This is a genomic window from Yoonia sp. (genome assembly GCF_042093035.1).
Lineage (GTDB): Bacteria > Pseudomonadota > Alphaproteobacteria > Rhodobacterales > Rhodobacteraceae > Yoonia.
On sequence record NZ_JBELFI010000001.1, the window covers coordinates 1 to 24,690 of the forward strand.

At 56.7% G+C, this 24,690-nt stretch carries 21 protein-coding genes and 1 pseudogene; 14 read left to right on the forward strand and 8 right to left on the reverse strand.

Going from position 1 to position 24,690, the window contains the following annotated elements:
* The 6 genes from ACFDSS_RS00005 to ACFDSS_RS00030 all read left to right on the forward strand — a co-directional run.
* The coding region (locus ACFDSS_RS00005) for an extracellular solute-binding protein (protein WP_375253691.1) at nt 1-811 on the forward strand (811 nt) is incomplete at its 5' end.
* Nucleotides 812-943: 132 nt separating this feature from the next.
* The gene (locus ACFDSS_RS00010; protein ID WP_375253692.1) at nt 944-1,807 is read left to right on the forward strand and encodes a carbohydrate ABC transporter permease; all 864 of its coding nucleotides are present in this window, start codon (nt 944-946) and stop codon (nt 1,805-1,807) included.
* Nucleotides 1,808-1,812: 5 nt separating this feature from the next.
* The gene (locus ACFDSS_RS00015; protein ID WP_375253693.1) at nt 1,813-2,643 is read left to right on the forward strand and encodes a carbohydrate ABC transporter permease; all 831 of its coding nucleotides are present in this window, start codon (nt 1,813-1,815) and stop codon (nt 2,641-2,643) included.
* 46 nt (nt 2,644-2,689) lie between these two features.
* A complete protein-coding gene (locus ACFDSS_RS00020) occupies nt 2,690-3,694 on the forward strand; it encodes an ABC transporter ATP-binding protein (protein ID WP_375253694.1) in 1,005 nt (334 codons plus the stop codon).
* Nucleotides 3,694-4,464, forward strand: coding sequence for an L-iditol 2-dehydrogenase (locus ACFDSS_RS00025; protein WP_375253695.1), 771 nt, complete (start codon nt 3,694-3,696; stop codon nt 4,462-4,464). The genes ACFDSS_RS00020 and ACFDSS_RS00025 overlap by 1 nt, the downstream gene beginning before the upstream one ends.
* Entirely contained in the window at nt 4,464-5,960 is a 1,497-nt protein-coding gene (locus ACFDSS_RS00030) for a mannitol dehydrogenase family protein (RefSeq protein WP_375253696.1), read from the forward strand. Before ACFDSS_RS00025 ends, ACFDSS_RS00030 begins: the two co-directional genes overlap by 1 nt.
* A gap of 7 nt (nt 5,961-5,967) precedes the next feature.
* Here ACFDSS_RS00030 and mutT read toward each other — a convergent pair whose 3' ends face one another.
* The 3 genes from mutT to ACFDSS_RS00045 are packed head-to-tail and all read right to left on the reverse strand — an operon-like array spanning nt 5,968 to nt 8,423.
* Entirely contained in the window at nt 5,968-6,366 is a 399-nt protein-coding gene (mutT, locus tag ACFDSS_RS00035) for an 8-oxo-dGTP diphosphatase MutT (RefSeq protein ID WP_375253697.1), read from the reverse strand.
* A complete protein-coding gene (argJ, locus tag ACFDSS_RS00040) occupies nt 6,363-7,577 on the reverse strand; it encodes a bifunctional glutamate N-acetyltransferase/amino-acid acetyltransferase ArgJ (protein WP_375253698.1) in 1,215 nt (404 codons plus the stop codon). The genes mutT and argJ overlap by 4 nt, the downstream gene beginning before the upstream one ends.
* A gap of 3 nt (nt 7,578-7,580) precedes the next feature.
* Nucleotides 7,581-8,423, reverse strand: coding sequence for a peptidylprolyl isomerase (locus ACFDSS_RS00045; protein ID WP_375253699.1), 843 nt, complete (start codon nt 8,421-8,423; stop codon nt 7,581-7,583).
* 196 nt (nt 8,424-8,619) lie between these two features.
* Between ACFDSS_RS00045 and secA the strand changes: the two genes are divergently transcribed.
* Nucleotides 8,620-11,322: a preprotein translocase subunit SecA gene (gene secA, locus ACFDSS_RS00050; RefSeq protein WP_375253700.1), complete on the forward strand. Its 2,703-nt coding sequence runs from the start codon at nt 8,620-8,622 to the stop codon at nt 11,320-11,322.
* Here secA and radC read toward each other — a convergent pair.
* The 4 genes from radC to ACFDSS_RS00070 all read right to left on the reverse strand — a co-directional run bounded on the left by radC (nt 11,319) and on the right by ACFDSS_RS00070 (nt 16,259).
* Nucleotides 11,319-12,080, reverse strand: coding sequence for a DNA repair protein RadC (gene radC, locus ACFDSS_RS00055; protein ID WP_375253701.1), 762 nt, complete (start codon nt 12,078-12,080; stop codon nt 11,319-11,321). The two genes, secA and radC, sit on opposite strands and share 4 nt — an antisense overlap.
* A gap of 34 nt (nt 12,081-12,114) precedes the next feature.
* Complete coding sequence (gene dnaJ / locus ACFDSS_RS00060; protein ID WP_375253702.1) at nt 12,115-13,251, reverse strand: molecular chaperone DnaJ; 1,137 nt, start codon at nt 13,249-13,251, stop codon at nt 12,115-12,117.
* Nucleotides 13,252-13,325: 74 nt separating this feature from the next.
* Nucleotides 13,326-15,230, reverse strand: coding sequence for a molecular chaperone DnaK (gene dnaK / locus ACFDSS_RS00065; protein WP_375253703.1), 1,905 nt, complete (start codon nt 15,228-15,230; stop codon nt 13,326-13,328).
* A gap of 207 nt (nt 15,231-15,437) precedes the next feature.
* Nucleotides 15,438-16,259 carry an ABC transporter permease gene (locus tag ACFDSS_RS00070; protein WP_375253704.1) on the reverse strand — a complete coding sequence of 274 codons (822 nt, stop codon included), beginning with the start codon at nt 16,257-16,259 and terminating at the stop codon, nt 15,438-15,440.
* A 127-nt stretch (nt 16,260-16,386) separates the two neighbouring features.
* Here ACFDSS_RS00070 and cysQ point away from each other — a divergent pair, with 127 nt between their 5' ends.
* The 7 genes and pseudogenes from cysQ (at nt 16,387) to ACFDSS_RS00105 (ending at nt 24,224) form a co-directional block, all read left to right on the forward strand.
* Complete coding sequence (cysQ, locus tag ACFDSS_RS00075; protein WP_375253705.1) at nt 16,387-17,184, forward strand: 3'(2'),5'-bisphosphate nucleotidase CysQ; 798 nt, start codon at nt 16,387-16,389, stop codon at nt 17,182-17,184.
* A complete protein-coding gene (locus ACFDSS_RS00080) occupies nt 17,184-17,984 on the forward strand; it encodes a 3-deoxy-manno-octulosonate cytidylyltransferase (protein WP_375253706.1) in 801 nt (266 codons plus the stop codon). Before cysQ ends, ACFDSS_RS00080 begins: the two co-directional genes overlap by 1 nt.
* A 117-nt stretch (nt 17,985-18,101) precedes the next feature.
* Nucleotides 18,102-18,995: pseudogene (locus ACFDSS_RS00085) on the forward strand (UTP--glucose-1-phosphate uridylyltransferase).
* Nucleotides 18,996-19,030: 35 nt separating this feature from the next.
* Nucleotides 19,031-20,044: a glycosyltransferase family 2 protein gene (locus tag ACFDSS_RS00090; RefSeq protein WP_375253707.1), complete on the forward strand. Its 1,014-nt coding sequence runs from the start codon at nt 19,031-19,033 to the stop codon at nt 20,042-20,044.
* 39 nt (nt 20,045-20,083) lie between these two features.
* Nucleotides 20,084-21,094: a glycosyltransferase family 2 protein gene (locus ACFDSS_RS00095; RefSeq protein ID WP_375253708.1), complete on the forward strand. Its 1,011-nt coding sequence runs from the start codon at nt 20,084-20,086 to the stop codon at nt 21,092-21,094.
* Complete coding sequence (locus tag ACFDSS_RS00100) at nt 21,091-22,794, forward strand: beta-1,6-N-acetylglucosaminyltransferase (protein ID WP_375253709.1); 1,704 nt, start codon at nt 21,091-21,093, stop codon at nt 22,792-22,794. Before ACFDSS_RS00095 ends, ACFDSS_RS00100 begins: the two co-directional genes overlap by 4 nt.
* On the forward strand, nt 22,791-24,224 hold the full coding sequence (locus ACFDSS_RS00105; RefSeq protein ID WP_375253710.1) for a sulfotransferase family 2 domain-containing protein: 1,434 nt from the start codon (nt 22,791-22,793) through the stop codon (nt 24,222-24,224). Before ACFDSS_RS00100 ends, ACFDSS_RS00105 begins: the two co-directional genes overlap by 4 nt.
* Here ACFDSS_RS00105 and ACFDSS_RS00110 read toward each other — a convergent pair.
* Nucleotides 24,221-24,685: a PTS sugar transporter subunit IIA gene (locus ACFDSS_RS00110; RefSeq protein WP_375253711.1), complete on the reverse strand. Its 465-nt coding sequence runs from the start codon at nt 24,683-24,685 to the stop codon at nt 24,221-24,223. The two genes, ACFDSS_RS00105 and ACFDSS_RS00110, sit on opposite strands and share 4 nt — an antisense overlap.
* Nucleotides 24,686-24,690 lie beyond the last annotated feature (5 nt).

Here is a 24,690-nt window from a genome sequence, read left to right on the forward strand (position 1 = left end):
AGCAGCTGCAGCCATGACTGACCGTGATGCAGACATCAACGGTATCTGCCTTCGCGGTAAGGCCGGTTGGGGTGAGGGCGGCGCCTTTATCACAGCAATGTCCAACTCTTTCGGCGCACGCTGGTTCGACATGGACTGGAACGCACAGTTTGACACAGAGCAGTGGGCAAACACACTGAACTTCTTCAAAGGCATGATGGACGCGTCCGGCCCAGTTGGTTACGCAACCAACGGCTTTAACGAAAACCTGTCTTTGTTTAACCAAGGCAAGTGCGGCATGTGGATTGACGCGACTGTTGCGGCTTCTTTCGTAACTGGCGCGGATTCGACTGTTGCTGACTCTGTTGGTTTCGCATTGGCACCAGACAACGGCATGGGCAAGCGCTCCAACTGGCTCTGGGCATGGGCACTGGCAATTCCTGCCGGTACACAGCAAGAAGCTGAAGCCAAGCAGTTCATCGAATGGGCAACAGGCACTGGCTACATCGAGCAGGTTGCTGCGAACGAAGGTTGGGCGAACGTACCTCCTGGTGCACGTACATCCCTGTACGAAAACCCGAACTACCAAGCTGTACCTTTCGCACAGATGACACTGGACAGCATCCTGTCTGCCGATCCTAACAACTCTACAGTGGACCCAAGCCCATACGTCGGCATCCAGTTCGCTGCGATCCCTGAGTTTGCAGGTATTGCCACAGAAGTAAGCCAGGAATTCTCTGCCGCTTACGCTGGTCAGCAGTCTATCGACGAAGCGCTTGAGAAGGCCCAGGCCATCACAAACGAAGCAATGGAAGCTGCTGGCTACCGCTAAGCACTCCTCCTGAGCTAAGGGGCGGCGCGACCAGGTCGCCCCTTGGTTTACTACTTACCTCGAAAAATATAATGTCACCTGACAATAGTGCGTGAGAAACCTCCGCCCTGTGACCAGAGGAGATACATCCAAATGGCGACCAAAGCTTCCCGATCCGCTGCCAGAATTATGATGGCGCCCGCTGTGATCCTGCTCTTGGGCTGGATGTTGGTGCCTCTCATTATGACCCTGTGGTTCTCATTCCGCGTCTATCTGCCCCTGCGTGGTGGCGACCAAGGCTGGGCCGGATTTGACAACTACACCCGTTTTGTCACCTCGAGCGCCTTCTGGCCTTCGATCCAAACCACCCTCGTGATTGTCCTCGGTGTTCTCGCGATTACCGTGATCTTCGGCATCTTGATCGCGCTCTTGCTGGACCAGCCGATTTGGGGGCAGGGCGTTGTCCGTATCCTTGTCATCGCGCCGTTCTTTGTGATGCCAACCGTTTCCGCGCTGGTGTGGAAGAACATGTTCATGGACCCTGTGAACGGCCTTTTCGCGCACCTGTGGCGCTTTTTCGGGGCCGAGCCCGTCAGTTGGCTTTCCGACGCATCCATGGGTTCGATCATCATGATTGTCAGCTGGCAGTGGCTGCCCTTTGCCACGTTGATCTTGCTGACCGCTGTTCAATCACTTGATAGCGAACAATTGGAAGCCTCTGAGATGGACGGCGCGCCGTGGGCAAAACGGTTTTGGTATATCATCCTTCCACATCTTGGGCGCGCGATTACGATTGTGATCCTGATCCAGACGATCTTCCTGCTCGCGATCTTCGCTGAGATCTTCGTGACAACAGGCGGTGCGTTCGGAACGCGAACACTGTCCTACCTCATCTTCCAACGTGTGCTGGAAAGCCAGAACGTTGGTCTGGGTTCCGCCGGTGGCGTCTACGCCATCATCCTTGCAAACATTATCGCGATCTTCCTTATGCGGATCGTCGGTAAGAACTTGGATTAATCAAAATGGCACGTACAGTTACCCCCCGCCGGAAGCTTATCAACACCACCATCGCTTGGGCGATTGGCCTGCTGATCTTTTTCCCGATCCTCTGGACGATCCTGACCAGCTTCAAGACCGAGGCACAGGCCATTGCTGCCCCGCCGATCTTTTTGGGCTTCGATTGGACGCTTGAGAACTATCGCACGGTGATGGAGCGGTCCGACTACGGGCGCTTCCTGTGGAATTCGATCATTATTGCAGGGCTTTCGACCGTTATCGGTTGTGCGATTGCGATCCCGGCGGCTTGGTCAATGGCCTTTGTGCCATCCAAGCGGACCAAAGACATCCTGCTCTGGATGCTCTCAACGAAGATGTTGCCTGCCGTTGGTGTTCTCTATCCGATCTACCTGATCTTCATTGAGTTGGGTCTGCTGGATAGCCGCGCTGGTCTGGTTGTTGTGCTGATGCTCATTAACCTGCCGATCATCGTCTGGATGCTCTACACCTACTTCAAGGAAATCCCCGGTGAGATCCTTGAGGCGGCCCGCATGGACGGCGCAACGCTCCGTCAGGAACTGCTTTATGTGCTGACGCCAATGGCTATTCCGGGCATTGCATCGACCTTGCTGTTGAACTTCATCCTTGCTTGGAACGAAGCATTCTGGACGCTCAACCTGACCGCGGTCAATGCGGCGCCACTGACAGCCTTTATCGCCAGCTATTCCAGCCCAGAGGGTCTGTTCTTTGCCAAACTCAGTGCGGCCTCGACAATGGCGATCGCGCCAATCCTGATCCTTGGCTGGTTCAGCCAGAAACAACTTGTACGCGGCCTGACATTCGGCGCGGTGAAATAACACCCTCAAGCTGCAAAGCACCAGGGCAATCAGAAGGACCTGAGATATGGGACAAATCGAACTCAAACAGGTGACCAAGTCTTTTGGCGACGTACAGGTCATTCCGCCCCTCGACCTGACTATTCAGGATGGCGAATTCACCGTCTTTGTTGGCCCGTCGGGTTGTGGTAAATCTACCTTGCTGCGTCTGATTGCAGGGCTTGAGGATATCACCACGGGCCACATCGAGATCGACGGCAAAGACGCCACCGATCTGGTGCCTGCCAAACGCGGCCTTGCGATGGTGTTCCAGTCTTATGCGCTTTACCCGCATATGTCAGTGCGTAAGAACATCGCCTTTCCGCTGCGGATGGCAAAGATGGATCAGGCAGAGATCGACCGAAGAGTGAATGCCGCCGCCGAGGTCTTGAACCTGGCCGACTACATCGACCGTCGCCCGGGCCAGCTTTCGGGGGGTCAGCGTCAGCGTGTGGCGATTGGCCGAGCGATTGTGCGCGAACCTGCCGCGTTCCTGTTTGACGAACCTTTGTCGAACCTTGACGCCGCCCTGCGCGTCGGGATGCGGATGGAGATTTCTGAACTTCATAAAAAGCTTGCAACAACAATGGTCTACGTGACACACGATCAGGTTGAGGCGATGACGATGGCCGACAAGATCGTCGTGCTGCAAGCCGGTGTGATTGAGCAGGTCGGCTCCCCGTTGGAGCTTTACCGCACACCGCGCAACACCTTTGTTGCGGGCTTTATCGGCTCTCCCAAGATGAACCTGTTGTCCGGCGAAGAGGCCGCAAAGCATGATGCCGCCACGATCGGTATCCGCCCGGAACACATCGATGTGGTTGCAGAAGGCGGCATGTGGAAGGGAACGGTTGGCGTCGCAGAGCATTTGGGCTCTGACACATTCTTCCATATCAACAATACGGGGCTGACTGACACGATCACAGTACGCGCCATCGGCGATATCAACCTGACGCATGGGGATACAATCTATCTGAACCCGCGTCTGGACGAGCTGCATAAATTTGATACGCAGGGACTGCGGATCGGTTAATGCGACTAGCCGGCAAATCTGCATTGATTACAGGTGCAGCCCGAGGCATTGGGCTGTCCTTTGCAAAGGCCTACGTGGCCGAAGGTGCGCAAGTTGCGATTGCGGATATCGATATTGCGCGCGCGCGCGCAGCGGCCGTCGAAATCGGCGATGCAGCGGTTGCGGTCCAAATGGATGTGTCTGATCCGGCAAGTGTTGCAGCGGGCGTCGAAGCGGCTGTGCAAGCCATGGGCCAGATTGATATTCTTATCAACAATGCCGCCATTTTCAGCGCCGCACCCATCGCAGAGATCACGCAAGACGACTATAAACGCGTCTTTGATATCAATGTCGGCGGCACATTGTTCACCCTTCAAGCGGTCGCCAAACATATGGTGGCGCGCGGCATCAAGGGCCGGATCATCAACATGGCGTCTCAGGCGGGACGGCGTGGCGAGGCTTTGGTCGCCGTTTATTGCGCATCCAAAGCGGCTGTTATCAGCCTGACCCAGTCGGCGGGGCTGGACCTGATTAAGCACGGCATCAATGTGAATGCGATCGCCCCCGGCGTGGTAGATGGCGAGCATTGGGATGGCGTGGATGCATTCTTTGCCAAATACGAAGGCAAGGCGCCGGGACAAAAGAAGAAAGAAGTTGGCGCGGCGGTCCCATTCGGGCGCATGGGCACGGCTGATGATCTCACCGGTATGGTCGTCTTTCTGGCCAGCGATGATGCATCCTATATCGTGGCTCAAACCTACAACGTCGATGGCGGAAATTGGATGAGCTGATGAATGTGCAAACCCATGAAAACGATGCCATGAAGCTGACCAGCCAAACGCTGACGCAATTGCCTGACGGCGTTGCTGTGCCGACTTATGACCGCAGCAAACTGACTGCTGGGATTGTCCATATCGGATTGGGCAATTTTCATCGCGCACACCAAGCCTGGTATCTGCATCGTTTGATGGAACAGGGGCTCGCGCATGATTGGGCGATTGTTGGCGCAGGTGTCCGTGCCGGTGATGCAGCCCAGCGTGACCGGCTTGCCGCGCAAGACTACCTTTACACGTTGATCGAACTCGACCCTACCCGCACCACGGCAGAGGTGATCGGCCCGATGGTTGATTTCCTGCCTGTGGCGGCAAAGAACGGACCTTTGATCGCCCGGATGACGGCCGAAGATATCCGCATCGTTGCCCTGACGGTGACAGAGGGCGGCTATTTCATTGATCCCGCGACCAAGGGTTTCGACGCGACACATCCTGATATCGTGCATGACGCGGCCAATCCCGCCACGCCCAAGACTGCCTTTGGCGCGATGATTGCAGCACTCAAAATTCGTCGTGATGCGGGCACTGGGCCGTTTACCTGCATGTGCTGTGACAATCTTCAGGGGAATGGCGCGGTCCTGCGCCAGACGGTTGTTTCATTGGCGCGCATGTCAGACCCGGCGCTGGCTGACTGGATTGACGCCAACTGCACGTTCCCCAACGCGATGGTCGATTGCATTGTGCCAGCGACTGGCCCGAATGAGCTGGCATTGGCGCGCAGCCTTGGCATCGACGATGCCGCACCGGTGTCGCATGAGAACTTTCGCCAGTGGGTGATTGAAGATGACTTCTGCGCGGGCCGTCCCGATTGGGACAAGGTCGGCGCGACGTTCACCGATGATGTGCATGGATATGAGGCGATGAAAATCAGGGTCCTGAACGGGGGCCATCAGATGATCGCCAATGCCGGAGAAGTCCTGTCGATCCAGGCTATCGCCGACTGTATGGCGCATCCCAAGATCAGTGCGCTTTATGAGAAAGTGGCGCGTTCCGAAATTCTGCCACATCTGCACCCCGTGCCAGAGATGGAACCAGATGCCTATCTTGATCGCGTCAAGACACGCTTTGCCAATCCGCGCATTGTTGATACGACCCGTCGCGTCGCCTTCGATGGCGCCTCACGGCACCCCGGTTTTGTCATTCCGTCGATCCGTGATGGCTTGGCCGCCGGAACACCCGTCAAAGGGCTCGCGTTGGTTGAGGCAGTTTGGGCGCGCATGTGCGCGGGCACCCGCGAAGATGGCAGCGTGATTGAGCCGAACGACCCATTTTGGGACGTATTGAACGCGGCCGCATTGCAGGCAAAAGTCACGCCGGCCGCATGGTTGCAGCAAAAGCAGTTTTACGGTGATTTGGGCGCGCAGTCTGGGTTCGCGCAAGCCTTTGAAGGTTGGCTCAATCTGATTTGGGATCAAGGGCTTGAGGCCGCGATTGATGCCTATCTCAAAGCCTGACCTGCCCCTATAGCCAATCGCGCAAAATAGGGATCAGCGGCACATCCGCCGCGGGCATCGGGTAGTCCCGCAATTCTTTTGCGCGCACCCATTTCAGCGCCTGCCCTTCGCGCGCTTGCGGGGTGCCTTCCCATTTGCGACAGGCAAAAAGCGGCATGAGCAGATGGAAATCATCGTAGGAATGGCTCGCGAAGGTCAGCGGGGCAAGGCAGGACGCCCAAGTGTCGATCCCCAGTTCTTCCTGTAACTCACGGATCAGGGCCGCCTCCGGTGTCTCGCCCGCTTCCACCTTGCCGCCCGGAAATTCCCAGAGCCCGGCCATGGATTTCCCTTCGGGTCGCTGCGCCAGAAGCACGCGCCCGTCGGGATCAATCAACGCAACCGCAGAGACAAGGACGACCTTCACGAACGATAATCCGCGTTGATGCTGATATAGCCGTGCGTCAGATCGCAGGTCCAAACGGTGCTTTGCCCGCCGCCAATGGCCAGATCCACGCCGATTTCAAGTTCAGCGTTCTTCATGTAGGCGCTTGCCGCGTCCTCTGAATAGTTGGGCGCCCGCCAGCCGTTTTCAGCAACCGTAATATCCCCAAACCGAATGCTCAACCTGTCCCGATCAGCGGCCGCGCCGGATTTGCCCACGGCCATGACAACACGTCCCCAATTGGCGTCTTCACCAGCGATTGCGGTCTTGACCAAGGGTGAATTGGCAATGGAAAGCGCGACTTTATGCGCGTCGGCGTTGTCTTTCGCGCCAACGACGCTGACGGTTACAAACTTTGTCGCCCCTTCACCGTCACGCACGACCTGATGCGCCAGATCACGCATCAACGCGTGCAGCGCGCTGGCGAAGGCTTCATTGCCACTGACATCAACCCGCGACGCGCCGGTTGCACAGACCATCAGACTGTCAGACGTGGAAGTGTCGCTATCGACGGTGATGCAATTGAAGGTCTTGGCGTTCAGTCCGGAAACAAGCTCTTGCAATTCAGCCTGCCTGATCTCTGCGTCCGTAAAGATATAGACCAGCATCGTCGCCATATCAGGCGCAATCATGCCCGACCCCTTGGCGATGCCAGCGATCTTGACAGGTTGTCCATGCACATCAACGGTCGCGCATGATCCCTTGGGAAAGGTGTCAGTGGTCATAATTGCCTTTGCGGCGTCACTGATGCCCGTGTCGGATTGATTTGCGTGAAGTGTCGCCACTTGTGCTGCGATCTTGTCGTGTGGCAATGGCTCACCGATCACGCCTGTTGAAGCGGTGAAGACACGCTCTACCGCGACGCCGGTCTGTGCTGCGACGCTTTGGGTCAAAGCCTCTACCGATCCGGTGCCGCGCGCGCCGGTAAAGGCGTTGGAATTCCCGGAATTCACCAGAATGGCGGCTGGCCCGCGCGGATCACCACCAAGTTTGGCCTGGCAATCCAGGACCGGTGCGGAGCGCGTCGCGGAGCGGGTGAACACACCCGCCACCGATGTGCCTGGCGCCAGAAGCGCCAGCATCACGTCCTTGCGGCCAGCATATTTCACCCCGGCAGAGGCCACAGCAAAACTTACGCCCGAAATCTTCGGCAGATCGGGAAATTGCGCAGGCGCCAAAGGTGAAATCTCCATAGGTTATTCCAGCAGTTCGAAGCTATTGATGAGGTTGGGATCGAAATCCCCATCTTCAGGGGTCACAACGATGGCATTCGCTGCAAGCTTTTCCAAGCGGGCGGCGACGGCGGCTTCACGGAGCTCGGCAGTCAATTGGCGGCGCAATTCTTCAAGTGTCGGGCGGGGTTGAACGCGGGTTTCATCCAGCGTGGCGACATGCCACCCGAATTGCGTCTGGAATGGCGCGCTCACACCACCGACTTCAAGTGCGATAATCTGGTTTTCGAATTCAGGCACCATCGCACCTTCGCCAAACCAACCCAGATTGCCGCCATTCGGCCCGGTCGGGCCCGTGGATACATCACGGGCGACATCGGCAAATGCGGCACCGTCATCAATGCGCGCTTTGGCGGCGGCGGCTTCTTGCTCAGTTTCAACCAGCAGATGGGACGCGCGGAATTCCAGAATTTCCGCAGCGTCGGCGAAACGCGCTTCATATGCCGCGACGATGTCTTTCTCCAAAATCTCATCCTGAGAAATCTGGTTCACAACCGCCGCAGACATCATCGCGCGACGTTCATTGCGAAGGGTGTATTCGATCTGTGCCGTGGTTTCTTCCAATGCGTCGGCCAGAAGCTGCTGTTGAACCAGTTGTTCAATCAGGCCATTGAACAGGATATCATTTGGGAATTGCGCATATTCTTGCGGCAAGGCGACGCGGGCCAGAATGATCTCTCCCAGGGTGATTTCGGTATCGCCAACGGTGGCCACGACTGTGTCGGCCGTGACGTCTTGCGCCTGCGCTGTGGTGGACATGAGGGCAGCAATGGCGGCGGCCCCCAAAAATGTGACATGTTTCAGCATTAAACGTTCCCTTGTTAGGCCGCGTATCCCGGCGGCGTTGACACTGTAGGGGCGGCCCCTTACATCGATTGAAAGCCCCGAGGGGGCCTAAAGTAGCGGTAATCTCGGCCCTTTCTAAGTGGCCTGCGACGGGCCTACAAGCGACCTCCTCTCAAATAGATGTCAGACAGGTGCTATCTGCGCCGCCGGAGAAAATATGCTGGGTTTCGGAACGATTGCCAAAAAGGTGTTTGGCACCGCAAACGACCGCACTGTGAATGCTGTGCGCCCGCTGGTTGACAAGATCAACGCGCTTGAACCTGAGTTCGAGGCGCTGTCGGACGATGAGATCAAAGCCCGCACCAAGACACTTGCCGAACGCGCCAACGGGGGCGAAAGCCTGGATGATTTGCTGCCAGAGGCATTTGCAAACTGTCGTGAAGCGGCCAAACGCGCATTGGGCCTGCGTGCCTTTGATACGCAGCTGATGGGCGGTATTTTCCTGCATCAGGGAAATATCGCCGAAATGAAAACGGGTGAGGGCAAGACCCTTGTTGCGACCTTCCCCGCATACCTGAATGCGCTGACCGGCAAGGGCGTGCATATCGTGACCGTCAACGACTATCTGGCCAAACGCGACAGCGAATGGATGAGCAAGGTTTATGGCGCGTTGGGTCTGACCACGGGTGTGATTTACCCCCAACAGCCAGAAGCGGAAAAGAAAACCGCCTATGCCTGCGACGTGACCTATGCCACGAACAATGAGCTGGGCTTTGACTATCTGCGCGACAACATGAAATCCGAGCTGAACCAGATGTTCCAACGTCACCACAACTTCGCAATTGTGGATGAGGTTGACAGTATTCTGATCGATGAGGCGCGGACGCCGCTGATTATCTCCGGTCCGGCCCAGGACCGCAGTGAAATGTACGCGGCGATTGACAAAATTGTCCCCGATGTGTCCGACGATCACTACACGCTTGATGAAAAGACCCGTCAGGTGACCTACACCGACGAAGGCAACGACTTCATCGAAGCAAAGCTGTCAGAGGCCGGTTTGCTGCCTGAAGGCCAAACGCTTTATGACCCCGAAAGCGCGACGTTGGTCCACCACGTGAACCAGTCATTGCGCGCTCATAAGCTGTTCACCAAAGACAAAGACTATATCGTGCGCGACAATGAGGTCGTTTTGATCGACGAATTCACGGGCCGTATGATGGCCGGTCGTCGTCTGTCCGATGGTCTGCATCAGGCGATTGAGGCGAAGGAAAACTGCGCCATCAAGCCAGAGAACGTGACCTTGGCCTCTGTGACGTTCCAGAACTACTTCCGTCTTTACGAAAAGCTGGGCGGCATGACCGGTACGGCTGCGACTGAAGCGGATGAATTCAAGGAAATCTACAACCTCGGCGTGGTCGAGGTGCCAACGAACCGGCCGATCGCACGTGCTGACGAAGACGATCAGGTCTACCGCACCGCGACCGAGAAATTTGCGGGTATTGTTGAGGAAATCAAAGAGGCCCACGCCAATGGACAACCGATCCTTGTTGGTACGACCTCTATCGAAAAGTCAGAGCAACTGGCCGCTCTTCTGCAGGCGGAAGGTATTACGTTCAACGTGCTGAACGCCCGCCAGCACGAAAAGGAAGCGCAGATTGTTGCCGATGCCGGTAAGCTGAACGCGGTCACGATTGCCACAAACATGGCGGGTCGCGGTACCGACATTCAGCTTGGGGGTAACGTGGAAATGCGTGTCCTTCAGGCTGTGGCAGAAGACCCTGAGGCGGACATCGAAGCGCTGCGTCAGAAGATCGAAGCCGAAGTGGCCGATGAAAAAGAGAAGGTGAAAGCCGCTGGTGGCCTGTTCGTTCTGGCGACAGAGCGTCACGAAAGCCGTCGGATCGATAACCAGTTGCGCGGTCGTTCGGGCCGTCAGGGTGACCCGGGTCGTTCCGCTTTCTTCTTGTCGCTGGAAGATGATCTGATGCGCATCTTTGGCTCTGAGCGGTTGGAAAAAGTTCTCGCCGGTCTTGGCATGAAAGAGGGCGAAGCGATTGTGCACCCTTGGGTGAACAAGTCGCTGGAACGCGCGCAGGCGAAGGTTGAAGGCCGTAACTTCGACATTCGCAAACAGTTGTTGAAATTCGATGATGTGATGAATGAGCAGCGCAAGGTGATCTTCTCGCAGCGTCGCGAAATCATGGAAGCCAAAGACCTGTCAGAGGTCACCAAAGACATGCGCGATCAGGTAATCGATGACCTTGTCGATCAATACATGCCGCCAAAATCATATGCGGATCAATGGGATACCGAAGGTCTTGGCGCAGATGTGACCGAACATATCGGCATTGAGGTGCCGGTTGTGGATTGGGCCGCTGAGGAAGGCGTGGATGATGATGTCATCCGCGAACGTCTTGAGGAAGCCGCCGACACCTACATGAACGAAAAGACCGAAGCCTTCGGCGCAGAGACCATGCGCAACGTGGAAAAGCAGCTTTTGCTGCAAACCATCGATGCCAAATGGCGCGAGCATTTGTTGACGCTTGAACACCTGCGCTCTGTCGTTGGTTTCCGTGGGTATGCGCAGCGTGACCCGCTTAATGAGTACAAGACCGAAGGGTTTCAGCTCTTTGAAAGCATGTTGGATGGGTTGCGGACAGATGTGACCAAGAAGCTGTCGCAGATCCGGCCGATGTCGAAGGAAGAGCAGGAACAATTGGTCGCGCAGATGCGTCAGCAGCAACAAGCGGCTGCCGCTGCCGCCGCCGCAGCAGCCCCTGCTGCCGCAACTGCGAGCGCGAACGCCAAGCCGGGCTTTGTTGAAGATGACCCGACGACCTGGGGCAACCCGGGCCGCAATACGGCGTGCCCTTGCGGGTCAGGTAAGAAGTTCAAGCAATGTCACGGGCGGTTGGCCTAGTCGGCCAGCAACCCTTCGGCGCGGAAGCTGAGTTCGCATGATCTTCCGATAATCAGGTGATCGTGCAGCGTGATGCTGAGCGCCTTGGCCGCGGTATTGATTTGTTTTGTCATCGCAATATCCGCGACAGATGGCGTCGGGTCGCCCGATGGATGGTTGTGGACCAAGATGATCGATGCTGCATTGAGCTGAAGCGCCCGTTTCACGATTTCACGGGGGTAGACGGGCACATGATCGACCGTGCCCTGGGCTTGTTCTTCATCTGCGATGACCGTGTTTTTAGTGTCTAGGAACAGGATGCGAAACTGCTCCGTTTCGCGGTGGGCCATTGTCGTGTGGCAATAATTCAGTAGCGCATCCCAGCCTGAAACGACATGGCGCTGCATGACCTTGGCCCGCGCGAGGCGATGCGCAGCAGCTTCCACCACCTTGAGTTCAACCGCGACGGCTTCGCCAACGCCTTCAATGGCCTGCAAGTCCGTGATGCTGGCGGACAGCACGCGGTTGAAATCGCCGAAAACGTCAATCAACTGCCGCGCCAGTGGTTTGACGTCCTGGCGTGGCAGCGCGCGAAACAAGACCAGTTCGAGCAACTCATAGTCGGGCACCGCTGATGCCCCACCTTCAACAAACCGCGCACGCAGCCGTTTGCGATGATCGCGGACATAGGACGGCAAGCGCCCTTTTTGCAAGGGCGTCACGTCGGTCACATCATCAAGATCGGAGAAAAGAGAAGGCGCTTCGGCAAAATGGGACATGCCGCATTATGCCGAAGTGTTGGTTACCGTTCTGTTAACCCTTCATGGAATCCCAGAAGCTTTTCACAGACGCGAAAAAGCTGGAGCCTTGTGGGTTGTTGTCTTCGCTGAGCTGGTCGAATTCCTTGAGGATTTCGCGTTGCCGCGTTGTCAGCTTCACGGGTGTTTCCACCGCCAGTTCGATGAACATATCGCCCGTGCCACCGCCGCGCAGCGCCGGCATCCCTTTGCCACGCAGGCGCATCTGGCGACCGGATTGCGATCCTTCGGGTACTTTCACCCGGCTGCGGCCACCGTCGATTGTCGGCACTTCGATCTCACCACCCAAGGCGGCGGTCGCAATGGACACCGGGACACGGCAGAAAAGATTGGACGCCTCACGTTCAAACAGCGCATGATCGTTGACCTCAATGAAAATATAGAGATCGCCGGTCGGCCCGCCGCGCATACCCGCTTCACCTTCGCCCGCCAGACGAATGCGTGTGCCGGTTTCAACACCCGCCGGGATGTTGACGGAAAGCGATTTTTCCTTCTCGACGCGGCCTTGGCCGTGACAGGTTTTGCAGGGGTCTTTGATCGTCTGGCCCATGCCGGAACACGTCGGGCAGGTGCGTTCAACGGTGAAGAAACCCTGCTGTGCGCGCACCTTGCCCATGCCGGAACATGTCGGGCAGGTCTGCGGTTCTGATCCGCCTTCTGCACCGGTGCCACTGCATGATCCGCAGCTTACTGCCGTGGGGACATTGACCGTCTTTTGCATCCCCGAAAACGCATCTTCGAGGTTGATCCGCAGATTGTAACGCAGGTCATTGCCGCGCTGTGCCGCACTGCGGCGTCCACCGCCACGACCGCCCATGAAATCACCAAAGAGATCATCGAATACGTCCGAGAACGCGCTGCCAAAGTCACCCTGCCCACCACGCGGGCCGCCGCCGCCCATGCCGTTTTCAAACGCGGCATGACCATAGCGGTCATAGGCAGCCTTTTTGTTGTCGTCCTTAAGAACTTCGTAGGCTTCATTGGCTTCTTTGAACTGTGCTTCGGCGTTGGGGTTGTCGGCGTTGCGATCCGGGTGCAGCTCTTTCGCCTTTTGGCGGTAACCTTTCTTGATCGCAGCAGCATCGGCGCCCTTCGCGACGCCAAGCACTTCATAATAATCACGTTTTGCCATGTGAATTTCCCCCTTGGGAATGAAAACGACCGGCCCGGTTCAAGGGGCCGGCCAATTCTCAGCGGCGCATGGCCTTAGTTGTCACGCTTTTCGTCGTCCAGATCCTCGAAATCCGCATCGAGGATTTCTTCGTCCGCGCCCGGCGTATCAGGCTCAGCTTCGCCAGCCTCTTCCTGGCTGGCTTTGTAGATCGCTTCACCCAACTTCATCGCAGCTTCTGTCACGTTCTGGATGCCGGACTTGATCTTCTCGGCAGTGCCGTCTTCCAGATCATCCTTCAGCGCGGCAATTGCCAGTTCGATCGCTTCGATCGTTGTTGGGTCAACCTTATCGGCATGCTCTTCCATCGACTTTTCGGTCGAGTGGATCAGGCTTTCCGCCTGGTTCTTGGCGTCCACCAACTCACGGCGTTCCTTGTCGGCCTCAGCGTTGGCTTCGGCGTCCTTGACCATTGCTTCGATGTCGTCATCAGACAGACCGCCAGAGGCTTGGATCGTGATCTTTTGCTCTTTGCCGGTGCCTTTGTCTTTCGCCCCGACCTCCACAATGCCGTTGGCGTCGATGTCGAATGTGACTTCGATCTGTGGCAGGCCGCGTGGCGCTGGCGGGATTTCTTCAAGGTTGAACTGACCCAGCATCTTGTTGTCTGCCGCCATCTCACGCTCACCCTGGAACACGCGCAACGTCACGGCGTTCTGGTTGTCTTCAGCGGTTGAGAACACCTGAGACTTTTTCGTCGGGATCGTTGTGTTCCGGTCGATCAGGCGTGTGAAGACACCGCCAAGGGTTTCAATACCCAGGGACAATGGTGTGACGTCCAGCAGAACCACGTCTTTGACGTCGCCTTGCAGAACACCGGCCTGAATAGCCGCACCCATTGCAACCACTTCGTCAGGGTTCACACCTTGGTGCGCTTCCTTGCCGAAAAACTTCGCGACTTCTTCCTTGACGCGCGGCATACGTGTCATACCGCCAACCAACACGACTTCGTCGATGTCGGATGTGGACAGGCCTGCATCCTTGATCGCTTCCTTGCATGGTTTCAGCGATGCTTTGATAAGGTCGCTCACAAGGCTTTCCAGCTTCGCACGTGTCAGCTTCATCACCATGTGCAATGGCTGGCCGTTCGCCCCCATAGAGATAAAAGGCTGGTTGATTTCCGTGCTGGAAGAAGACGATAATTCGATCTTCGCCTTTTCCGCCGCTTCCTTCAAACGCTGCAAGGCCATTTTGTCTTTGGTCAGGTCGACTTGGTTTTCCTTTTTGAACTCATCCGCGAGGTAGTTCACGATGCGCATGTCGAAGTCTTCACCACCAAGGAACGTGTCGCCGTTGGTGGATTTCACCTCAAACAGACCGTCGTCGATCTCAAGGATGGTCACGTCGAAAGTACCGCCGCCAAGGTCATAGACTGCGATTGTCTTGGTTTCGGTTTTGTCGAGGCCGTAAGCAAGGGCCGCCGCTGTCGGCTCGTTGATGATCCGCAACACTTCGAGGCCCGCGATCTTGCCGGCATCTTTGGTCGCCTGACGCTGTGCGTCGTTGAAGTATGCAGGTACGGTGATAACCGCCTGTGTCACATCTTCGCCAAGGTAAGTCTCAGCGGTTTCTTTCATTTTGCCGAGGATGAAAGCAGAGATCTGGCTCGGGGAGTATTTCTCACCCTTGGCTTCGACCCATGCGTCACCATTGCCGCCATTGATGACTTCGAACGGCATGTTCTTTTTGTCCTTCGCAAGGTCCTTGTCGTCGAACCGACGACCGATCAGACGCTTGACTGCGAAGATTGTGTTTTCAGGATTTGTCACAGCTTGACGTTTTGCCGGCTGGCCCACCAGACGTTCATCGTCGGTGAATGCGACGATGGATGGTGTGGTGCGTGCCCCTTCAGCGTTTTCGACAACACGTGGCTTTGCGCCGTCCATGATCGCGATACAAGAGTTCGTCGTTCCCAGGTCGATACCAATAACTTTGGCCATTTTTCAAATCCCTCTACTTTAGGCGGTTTGAGCAGCGCGAACCCACTTTCGGCACCCGCGCCAGTTTCATGTGTGAAGCAGGGCGCTACGTCCCAAAACTTCGATCTTGGCGTATATAGGGTTGCCTCTTTGGGGCTGCAAGCGGTGTGGGTGCTGCAAAACGGGGAAAAGGAGTCTAATTTTCAGGGCTTCGGTCGGATTTGCGCGTTATCGGCCCGCTGACCAACTTGCAGACACGTGTTTGCGGGTGAAAAACTCTGCCATCAACCCGATCATCATGATGACGATACTGAGGTAAATTGGATACATCAGTGATGTCTGAAAGGGGTTGTAATGCAAAAAGATGAAGCCGCGCCCCTGGTCAATTGTATGAAAGAGCGGGTTCCATTCAAAAAACGGCATCATCGAGGCTGGCAGCGAGTTTGCCAAGAACATCTTTCCTGACGCGATCATGTTCAGCCGCCGGTAAAGCTGCGAGATCACTCCCGTCAGATTTGGGAGCCACGGGCCCAAGGCAAGGAAAAGCAGCCCGACAACACATCCGCTGTACCACGCCATCAAGAACATAATCAGCGCACCACCCGGTTGATCGATTGTGATGGGCGTGACGATGATATGATACGCGGCCAAAACGATGACGATGGTCAAGAATTGCTGGTACAGGCTTGCCAGAGCCGCAGATATGATCCCCACGATTGCATTCATCGGCGCGTGCTGCATCACCGAAGATGTCGCGTTTCCGCCGCTTTGGACCGCAGAGACAGCCGCGATATGCGTCATAAACAGAAACACGCCGCTCATGATATAAAGCAGAAAATCCCCGCGCACCGGGGACCCGCGCACCCCGATCAGCATGAACATCCCGTAAAACACCACAACAAGGGTCAAACCCTGCGCCATCGCAAAGAGCAATCCAACGACGGCATTCCGGTGACCGCCACGCAGGTTGTGAACAATCGTGTGGTAGATCACGCCCATCATCGCAAACAAGCGGCGTGTCTTGCCTCTGGGGACGTGCGGTTGGAACATGCTGAATTTCAGCTCCATTAGGTGAAGGTGGGCCTCGGGCGTACAGCCCTTCGCGCAAACCTTGCTGATTGCCTGAAGTCAAAGCATAAGCAATCTTGGCAAAGCGATCAATGATGGGGTGCTGTTCATGGACTACGAAAAGCTAACGCAAGTCATCCGGCGCTTGGCCCTTCAGGCGGGTGACAAGATCATGGAGATCTATGACAGCGCCGATTTTGACGTCCGGGCCAAAAGTGACGACAGCCCAGTTACCGCAGCCGATGAAGCGGCCGATGCCATTATCAGCACCGGGTTGCGTCAGGCATTTCCCGATGTGGCGCTCGTGACAGAGGAACAGGCGGCATCGCACGCGCAAACAGTTGAGACATTCCTGATCGTCGATCCCCTGGATGGCACCAAGGAATTCATCAAGCGGCGTGGCGATTTTACCGTCAATATAGCGTATGTGCTTGAAGGCCGTCCGGTGCGCGGTGTTGTCTACGCACCTGCGCGGGGACGGCTCTTCTTTACAGATGCGACCGGGCAAGCGGTTGAAGAAACCGGCGTTTTCGACAAAAACATTCTTGGGCCTGTGGCGCCGATAGCGGTTTCCAAACCCGATAACGCAGCCCTGCTCGTGGTCGCGTCGAAATCGCACCGTGATGCTGCGACTGATGCCTATATCAGTAAATACAACACTAAGGACATGAAAAGCGCGGGGTCGTCTTTGAAGTTCTGTTTGGTCGCAACCGGTGAAGCTGATCTTTATCCCCGCGTGGGGCGCACAATGGAATGGGATACCGCAGCAGGCCACGCCGTACTTTCCGGGGCGGGCGGGCATGTCGTGCGCTTTGATGACCACACAGAGCTGCGCTACGGCAAGCCGATATTCGAAAATCCGTTCTTCATCGCCTATGCCCCCGGCGTCAATCTGGAGCAGCCCTAATGTCCGTCCTTATTGCAATTCCTGCGCGATATGCCTCCACCCGCTATCCCGGCAAACCACTTGTCACTTTGCAAGGTGCCTCTGGAGAGGCAAAAAGCCTGATCCGGCGGTCATGGGATGCGGCATGTGCCGTGAAGGGCGTTGACCGTGTTGTCGTGGCGACTGACGATGATCGCATAGCAAAGGCGGCCGTGGCTTTCGGGGCAGATGTGGTGATGACGTCACCGGCATGCGCAAACGGAACAGAGCGTTGCGCAGAGACCCTGGAAAACATCGCTGAGGACTTTGAAATCATCGTTAATCTTCAGGGTGATGCGCCGCTCACCCCTGCATGGTTTGTCGCGGATCTGGTGCAAGGGCTGCGCGACAATCCTGCGGCACAGGTTGCAACGCCTGTCTTGCGGACCGAAGGGAAGGCCTTGAACGGGCTGTTGCAGGACCGTCGCGCAGGGCGCGTGGGCGGCACGACGGCTGTCTTTGGCGCAGATCACAACGCGCTCTATTTCTCGAAAGAGGTAATCCCCTACACAGGACAGTCATATGGCGACGGTGACGAAACGCCTGTTTTTCATCATGTCGGTGTCTACGCCTATCGGCCCGAAGCGCTTCTGGCCTATCCGCAATGGGCAACTGGCCCGCTTGAAGCGCTCGAAGGACTTGAGCAGCTGCGATTCCTCGAACGTGGCGTGCCGATGCTTTGCGTGGAGGTAGACGCGCACGGGCGGCAGTTTTGGGAGCTTAACAATCCCGAAGATGTGCCACGGATCGAAGCGATGTTGGCGGAAATGGGCCACGCATAGGCAGAAAATGACCGCCGGGGATGGAAATAGGCGATATTTTGATGAAATGGCCTTAATATCGTGCTGTTAACCATCTAGGGGTTATGGTCGAGGAAATTGTTATTCGGTGGTGCAGTCATGCAAAGAAAAGTGACAAAAGCGGTCTTTCCGGTTGCCGGTCTGGGCACGCGCTTTTTGCCTGCAACCAAGTCCGTGCCCAAAGAGATCATGACACTGGTGGACCGCCCTTTGATCCAATACGCCATTGATGAAGCACGCGCCGCCGGGATTGAGGATTTTATTTTCGTCACGGCACGCGGCAAATCTGCGTTGGAAGACTACTTTGATGTCTCGCCCGATCTGGAGGCATCGCTGGAGCAATCCGGCAAGACCGCGCTTCTTGAAATCCTGCGCAACACCAATATGGACAGCGGCACGATCGCCTATCTGCGCCAGCACAAAGCGCTGGGCCTTGGCCACGCTGTGTCTTGCGCGCGCAAGATGATTGGGGATGAACCTTTTGCTGTGATTTTGCCAGATGACGTCATCGCAGCGGAAAAACCCTGCCTGCAACAAATGGTCGAGGCCCATGCGGAAACCGGCGGCGCCATGGTCGCCACGATGGAGGTTTCGCCTGAGCAAGCATCGTCATACGGTGTTTTGGATATCGCGGGCCAGGATGGGCGGATTGTGAAGGTCAGCGGGATGGTTGAAAAGCCGCCGATGGGCACCGCGCCCTCCAATCTGGCAGTGATCGGGCGTTATATCCTGACGCCACAGGTCTTGAAGAACTTCGATCATATCGGGCGCGGCGCCGGTGGGGAAATCTAGCTGACCGATGCCATCGCCGCTGAGATTAACGCCGGGCGCGATGTCTTTGGCTATCGGTTCGCTGGGGAACGCTATGACTGCGGTTCCAAAGCGGGCTTCTTGCAGGCAACTGTCGCTTTTGCCTTGGCACGCGACGATCTTCGCGATGAATTTGCGGAGTTTCTGGCGGAAATGCACGCAGTCCAAAAGGCTGCGCAATAGGGTTGTCTGGCAGAGCCCTTTCATCCGAGAAGGGATTGCCTGGGCTTTGGGGGGCATATCGCCTGCGCTGGAAACGTCGCCGGTTTCTGTTTCGGATTTGGCGCAAGCGCAAGCAAATCAAGCCACTTCAAAATCGCATCGCAGAGGTCGCGCAGGACGCGATCCTTGTTTTTGCGACCATGCGCAACGAAATGGTGCGGCTGCCTCATTTTTTGGCGCATTACCGTGCGTTGGGTGTCGATCACTTCCTGATCGTAGACAACGGCAGTGACGACGGGACGGTTGCCTATCTGGCGGACCAACCGGATGTCTCGGTTTGGCAGACGCAAAAGTCTTATCGGCTGGCGCGTTTTGGAATGGATTGGGTCGGGTGGCTTCAATGGCGATATGGCCACGACCATTGGTGCCTGACCGTCGATGCGGATGAGCTGCTGATATATCCAGACCACGATGCAAAAGACCTCAAGGCGCTGACTGCCTGGCTTGACGGCAAGGGTATTTCGTCAATGGGTGCGCTGATGCTGGAATTATACCCCGAAGGCCCCATTCAGGATGTCCAATACACGCCGGGAGACGACCCAACAGAGGCTCTGTGTTGGTATGATGCGGATAACTACACGCAGCAGTATCACCCCTACTACGGCAATCTGTGGATTCAAGGCGGGGTCCGGCGGCGGGTGTTCTTTGACCGCGAACCGGCGCGCGCGCCAACGCTGAGCAAGACGCCTTTGGTACGGTGGAACAGGCGCTTCGCTTATGTCAGCTCAACCCATCAAATTTTGCCGCGCTATTTGCATGATGTCTTTGACCCTGAGGGACAAACCAAAGTGACCGGCGTCTTATTGCACACAAAATTCCTGCCTGTCATTGCTGAGAAATCCGCAGAAGAGCTGACCCGCCAACAGCATTTTCAGAATTCCGAAGCCTATGTGACCTACCACCAGCAATTGACGGAAAACCCCGACCTTTGGCACAAGACTGCGCAACGCTACGAGGGGGCCGAAAAACTCATTGCGCAAGGGTTGATGTCAAAAGGCGATTGGGTCTGATATGCCGGCGGAGGGGATGAAAAACAGGTCACGGCGCTCTTGGGGATTTTGACATCATATCGGTTGCGATGGCAGCGTAAGTGGTTGCGTCTGCGGGCCTTGCGCAAAGCGGCCGTCGTGAAGCCTGTCGCAGATCGCACGGATGGGATCGGACCGGATGATATCCTGCTGTTCTGCGCGTTCCGCAATGAGGATGTGCGCCTGCCGTATTTTCTGGACTACTACCGCAAGCTGGGCATCGACCACTTCGTTATGGTCGATAATGACAGCAGTGATGCAGGTGCTGCCTTTCTTGCCAACCAGCCGGATGTTTCACTTTGGTCAACGCATGATGCCTACGGGGATGCGCGGTTTGGCATGGACTGGCTCACCTATCTGCAAGGCCGATTTGCCCCCGGTCATTGGGCGCTCACCGTCGATGTGGATGAGTTTTTTGTCTATCCCTTCTGCGACACGCGCCCGATCCGTGCCCTGGCTGATTGGCTGGACGCATCCAACGTCCGCTCATTCGGCGCGATGTTGCTGGATATGTATCCAAAAGGCCCGGTCAGCGCGTCCCGCTACACCAAAGGCGCGGACCCGTTCGAGATCGCCAATTGGTTTGATCCCGGCAATTATACGATGACCATGAACAAACTTTTGCGGAATCTCTGGATACAAGGCGGCCCGCGCGCCCGGACGTTTTTTTCCAGCAAACCCAAGCAGGCACCTGCGCTCAACAAGGTCCCCTTCGTGAAATGGCGCAAGCCCTATGCCTATGTCAGCTCAACCCATATGATTTTGCCGCGCGGGCTGAACCTCGTTTATGACCAGCAGGGCGGTGAAAAAACATCCGGGATATTGCTGCACGCGAAGTTCCTCGACACCTTCGCTGGGCGCGCGCAGGAGGAAGCGCAGCGCGGTGAGCATTATCAAGCGGGTCAGGAATACCAGTCATACGCGGACAGGCACGGCGCGGACCCGGATTTCTGGTGCCAGTGGAGCGAGCAATATATCAATTGGCGCCAGCTTGAAGTCCTGGGGCTGATGTCAAAGGGAAACTGGGCATGAGTTTGGGCATTGTCATGCTGGTGCATACCGCCTTTGACCGCGCCGAACAAATGGTGCGTGTCTGGGATGCCGCCGGTTGCCCCGTCGTGATCCATGTGGACAGCGAGGTCGGCCAGGAGACCCATGATGCCTTCAAACATGCTTTGGCGGATCTTGCCAACGTGCGCTTTTGTGCGCGCAACCGCTGTGAATGGGGGACATGGGGCCTTGTTGCGGCTTCGCAAACGGCGGCGACAATGCTGCTTGAAGACTTCCCCGACGTTTCGCATGTCTATCTTGCATCGGGGGCTTGCCTGCCGCTGCGCCCCGTGGATGAGCTGATCGCGTTTCTGATCGATCATCCCGACACCGATTTTATCGAAAGCGCGACAACCGCCGATGTGCCTTGGACTGTTAGCGGGCTGGACCGGGAACGCTTCACGCTGCGCTTTCCCTTCGCCTGGAAGAAGCGCCGCAAGCTGTTTGACAGCGCCGTCAAGCTGCAACAAATGTTAGGTTATACGCGGAAAACTCCGGACGGGCTGGTGCCGCATATGGGGTCGCAATGGTGGTGTCTGACGCGGCAAACGCTCGATGCGATTTTGCAGGATCCCAACAGGCCGGCCTACGACCATTATTTCCGGCAGGTCTGGATTCCTGACGAAAGCTATTATCAAAGCCTTGTCCGGATACATGCCCGCCGGGTGGAGAGCCGGTCCCTGACCTTGGCGAAGTTCGATTTTCAGGGCAAGCCACATATCTTTTTTGATGACCATATGCAGTTATTGCGCCGGTCTGACTGTTTTGTTGCTCGCAAGATTTGGAAGGATGCAGAGCTGCTTTACCGCAGTTTTCCACGAAAGAATGACCCTGATTGCGCGAAGGCGGCGCCGAATACCGGGACGGTTGACCGGCTCTTTTCGCAGGCTGCGATGCGCCGCACTCTGGGTCGGCCGGGGCTATATATGCAAAGCCGGTTCCCCAGTATCGACCGGGAAAACGGCGTTGCGGCAGCGCGTTATACTGTGTTGCAGGGCTTTGATGATGTGTTTGAGCAGTTCCAGAATTGGCTGGCCCGGCGCACCGGGGCACAGGTGCATGGCCATCTCTATGCCAAGGACCGCGCGCATTTTGCCGGTGATGGCAAGATCTACAAAGGCGGGTTGTCCGACCATCCGCGGTTGCGGGATTATAATGCCACGATGTTCCTGACCAATCTGGTCTGGAACGGGCGCGAGGACTATCATTGCTTCCAATTCGGCCCCGCCGACAGCCAGGACATCCGCTGGACCATCGCGCGCGATACCAATGCCAGCATCTGGGTGATTTCGGGTGCTTGGGCGATCCCGCTTTTCAGGTCCGGTCGTGCCGCAAGCGACGTGCGGGCCGAAGCTGCGCGGTTGCAGCGGATTGAAAATGCATTCCTCAAGACGTTGCGCGGACCAAATGCGCATGCGCGCATCTCGATCATGTCATTGGCCGAATTCATTCAGGCGCCGACAGATGCCTTGCAAACGATCATCGACGATATTGCTGGCCACAGGGGCAAGGCGGTGTCAGAGCCGCCCAAGATGGCGGATTTGGACGGTTTGGCCGATTTCCTGCAGGACTTGCGTAACCAGGGTATGCACCCGTTCCTGACCGGCGATATCACCCAAGGTGATGCGCGGCAGGCCAAGCGCGATGCGCCGCCGAAGCCTTATATCGTGGCGCGGAAATGAAGCCTTTTGACTATTTCATCATACTGGCGGGTATGCGCACAGGCTCTAACCTGCTTGAAGTCAACCTGAACGCGCTTGCAGGTGTCAGTTGCCATGGCGAGGCGTTCAACCCTTCTTTTGTGGGCGGTCCCAAGACGGACATGCTGTTGGGAGTTGATCTGGCAACGCGTGAAAACGACCCCACGGCGCTGCTTGAAAAGATCAAACAGAGCGATACTCTCGCCGGGTTTCGTTTCTTTCACGATCACGATCCGCGTATTCTCGACATCTGCTTGAACGACCGGCGCTGCGCCAAGATCATCCTGAGCCGCAATCCCGTCGATAGTTTTGTCAGCTGGAAAATCGCGCAGGCAACGGGGCAATGGAAGCTGACCAACGCGACAAAGACGAAGTCGCAGGTTGTCACCTTTGATGGGAACGCATTCCGCGATCACGTTGACGCGCTCGGAGAGTTCCATTCAAAGCTGCGCCACAGACTGCAAACCACGGGGCAAGCGGTGTTTCATCTGCGGTATGATGATTTGCGCGATGTGGATGTTCTCAATGGGCTCGCCGCTTATCTGGGTACCGACGCGCGGCTGTCCAACGTTGATAAGAAACTCAAGAAGCAGAACCCCGAACCATTGCAGGACAGGGTCGCAAACTACGATGAGATGCGGCAGGCGCTGCATGAGATTGACCCCTTCAATCTCGACCATCTGCCGCAATTTGAACCGATGCGTGGGCCGGCAATCCCGACCTATGTTGCCGCACCGCAGTCGGCGCTGATGTACATGCCGCTCAGGTCTGGTCCTGATCGGGCTGTGATGGCGTGGTTGGCTGAATTGGACGGGATGGCGGTGGAAGAGCTGCTCACCCAGTTCTCACAGAGAACATTGCGAGCATGGCAAAGCCTGCACGGGCCGCATCGGCGCTTTGCTGTTGTCAGGCATCCACTGGCGCGTGCGCATGTGGCCTATTGTGATCGGATCGTCGGGCAAGGTGCGGCGCAATTGCCGGAGATCAGGGCGAACCTGCGCCGTGTACATGATCTGCGCATTCCCGCTGACGGGACCGATTTCACAGGGCGGGACGGCTATGACGTGGCCGCGCACGCGCAAGGATTTGCGGGTTTCCTCAGGTTCCTGCGCCATAATTTGGCGGGGCAGACCAGCATTCGCGTTGATCCATCATGGGCCAGTCAGAACGTCTTGTTGCAAGGCATGGCGCAGGTCGCCGCGCCTGATGCGGTTCTTCGCGAAGATGCATTGGCAACAGGATTGCCACATCTGGCGGCGCAAATCGGAATAACGGATTGTCCGGTTTGGACGGGCGGCGCGCACAAAAGGCAAACATGGTTGCGCGAAATCTATTCGCCGGAACTTGAGCGTGCAGCGCGTGACGCCTACGCGCAGGACTACCGTGTGTTCGGGTTCGAAAACTGGACCTAGGCGGCCTGTGACGCGTGAATTTCGGTCAGAATCGTGTGCAGCGTACCGGCGTCCGTATTCGCCCGCAGCTTTGAACAGATACCGTCATGGCGCAATGTGCGCGACACAAGTGCGAGCGCCTTGAGATGGTCAGCGCCGGCTTTTTCCGGCGCCAGCAGTGCAAAAACCAGATCGACGGGCTGGCGGTCAACAGCCTCAAAGTTCAGTGGTTTTTCAAGTCGCAGGAACAAGCCAACGACATGGTCAAGCTCTGGCAGGCGTGCGTGGGGCAGCGCAATGCCCTGCCCAACGCCTGTCGGTCCGAGATTTTCGCGCTCGATCAGCGCGTCAACGACAGAAGTCGCGTCCAAGCCATAAGCAGAACTGGCAAGTTCACCCAGATCGTGGAAAAGCCGCTTTTTGCTTGTGCATGATGAAATCGTCTTTACCGCATCCTGCTTCAAGATAGTGCCAAGCTGCATCAGAT

What these genes read in the sequence shown, in the direction of transcription:
- ACFDSS_RS00010 (WP_375253692.1), top strand. Translation starts at nt 944, where the DNA reads ATGGCGACCAAAGCTTCCCGATCCGCTGCCAGAATTATGATGGCGCCC.
- ACFDSS_RS00015 (WP_375253693.1), top strand. Translation starts at nt 1,813, where the DNA reads ATGGCACGTACAGTTACCCCCCGCCGGAAGCTTATCAACACCACCATC.
- ACFDSS_RS00020 (WP_375253694.1), top strand. Translation starts at nt 2,690, where the DNA reads ATGGGACAAATCGAACTCAAACAGGTGACCAAGTCTTTTGGCGACGTA.
- ACFDSS_RS00025 (WP_375253695.1), top strand. Translation starts at nt 3,694, where the DNA reads ATGCGACTAGCCGGCAAATCTGCATTGATTACAGGTGCAGCCCGAGGC.
- ACFDSS_RS00030 (WP_375253696.1), top strand. Translation starts at nt 4,464, where the DNA reads ATGAATGTGCAAACCCATGAAAACGATGCCATGAAGCTGACCAGCCAA.
- argJ (WP_375253698.1), bottom strand. Translation starts at nt 7,577, where the DNA reads ATGGAGATTTCACCTTTGGCGCCTGCGCAATTTCCCGATCTGCCGAAG.
- ACFDSS_RS00045 (WP_375253699.1), bottom strand. Translation starts at nt 8,423, where the DNA reads ATGCTGAAACATGTCACATTTTTGGGGGCCGCCGCCATTGCTGCCCTC.
- secA (WP_375253700.1), top strand. Translation starts at nt 8,620, where the DNA reads ATGCTGGGTTTCGGAACGATTGCCAAAAAGGTGTTTGGCACCGCAAAC.
- radC (WP_375253701.1), bottom strand. Translation starts at nt 12,080, where the DNA reads ATGTCCCATTTTGCCGAAGCGCCTTCTCTTTTCTCCGATCTTGATGAT.
- dnaJ (WP_375253702.1), bottom strand. Translation starts at nt 13,251, where the DNA reads ATGGCAAAACGTGATTATTATGAAGTGCTTGGCGTCGCGAAGGGCGCC.
- dnaK (WP_375253703.1), bottom strand. Translation starts at nt 15,230, where the DNA reads ATGGCCAAAGTTATTGGTATCGACCTGGGAACGACGAACTCTTGTATC.
- ACFDSS_RS00070 (WP_375253704.1), bottom strand. Translation starts at nt 16,259, where the DNA reads ATGTTCCAACCGCACGTCCCCAGAGGCAAGACACGCCGCTTGTTTGCG.
- cysQ (WP_375253705.1), top strand. Translation starts at nt 16,387, where the DNA reads ATGGACTACGAAAAGCTAACGCAAGTCATCCGGCGCTTGGCCCTTCAG.
- ACFDSS_RS00080 (WP_375253706.1), top strand. Translation starts at nt 17,184, where the DNA reads ATGTCCGTCCTTATTGCAATTCCTGCGCGATATGCCTCCACCCGCTAT.
- ACFDSS_RS00100 (WP_375253709.1), top strand. Translation starts at nt 21,091, where the DNA reads ATGAGTTTGGGCATTGTCATGCTGGTGCATACCGCCTTTGACCGCGCC.
- ACFDSS_RS00105 (WP_375253710.1), top strand. Translation starts at nt 22,791, where the DNA reads ATGAAGCCTTTTGACTATTTCATCATACTGGCGGGTATGCGCACAGGC.
- ACFDSS_RS00110 (WP_375253711.1), bottom strand. Translation starts at nt 24,685, where the DNA reads ATGCAGCTTGGCACTATCTTGAAGCAGGATGCGGTAAAGACGATTTCA.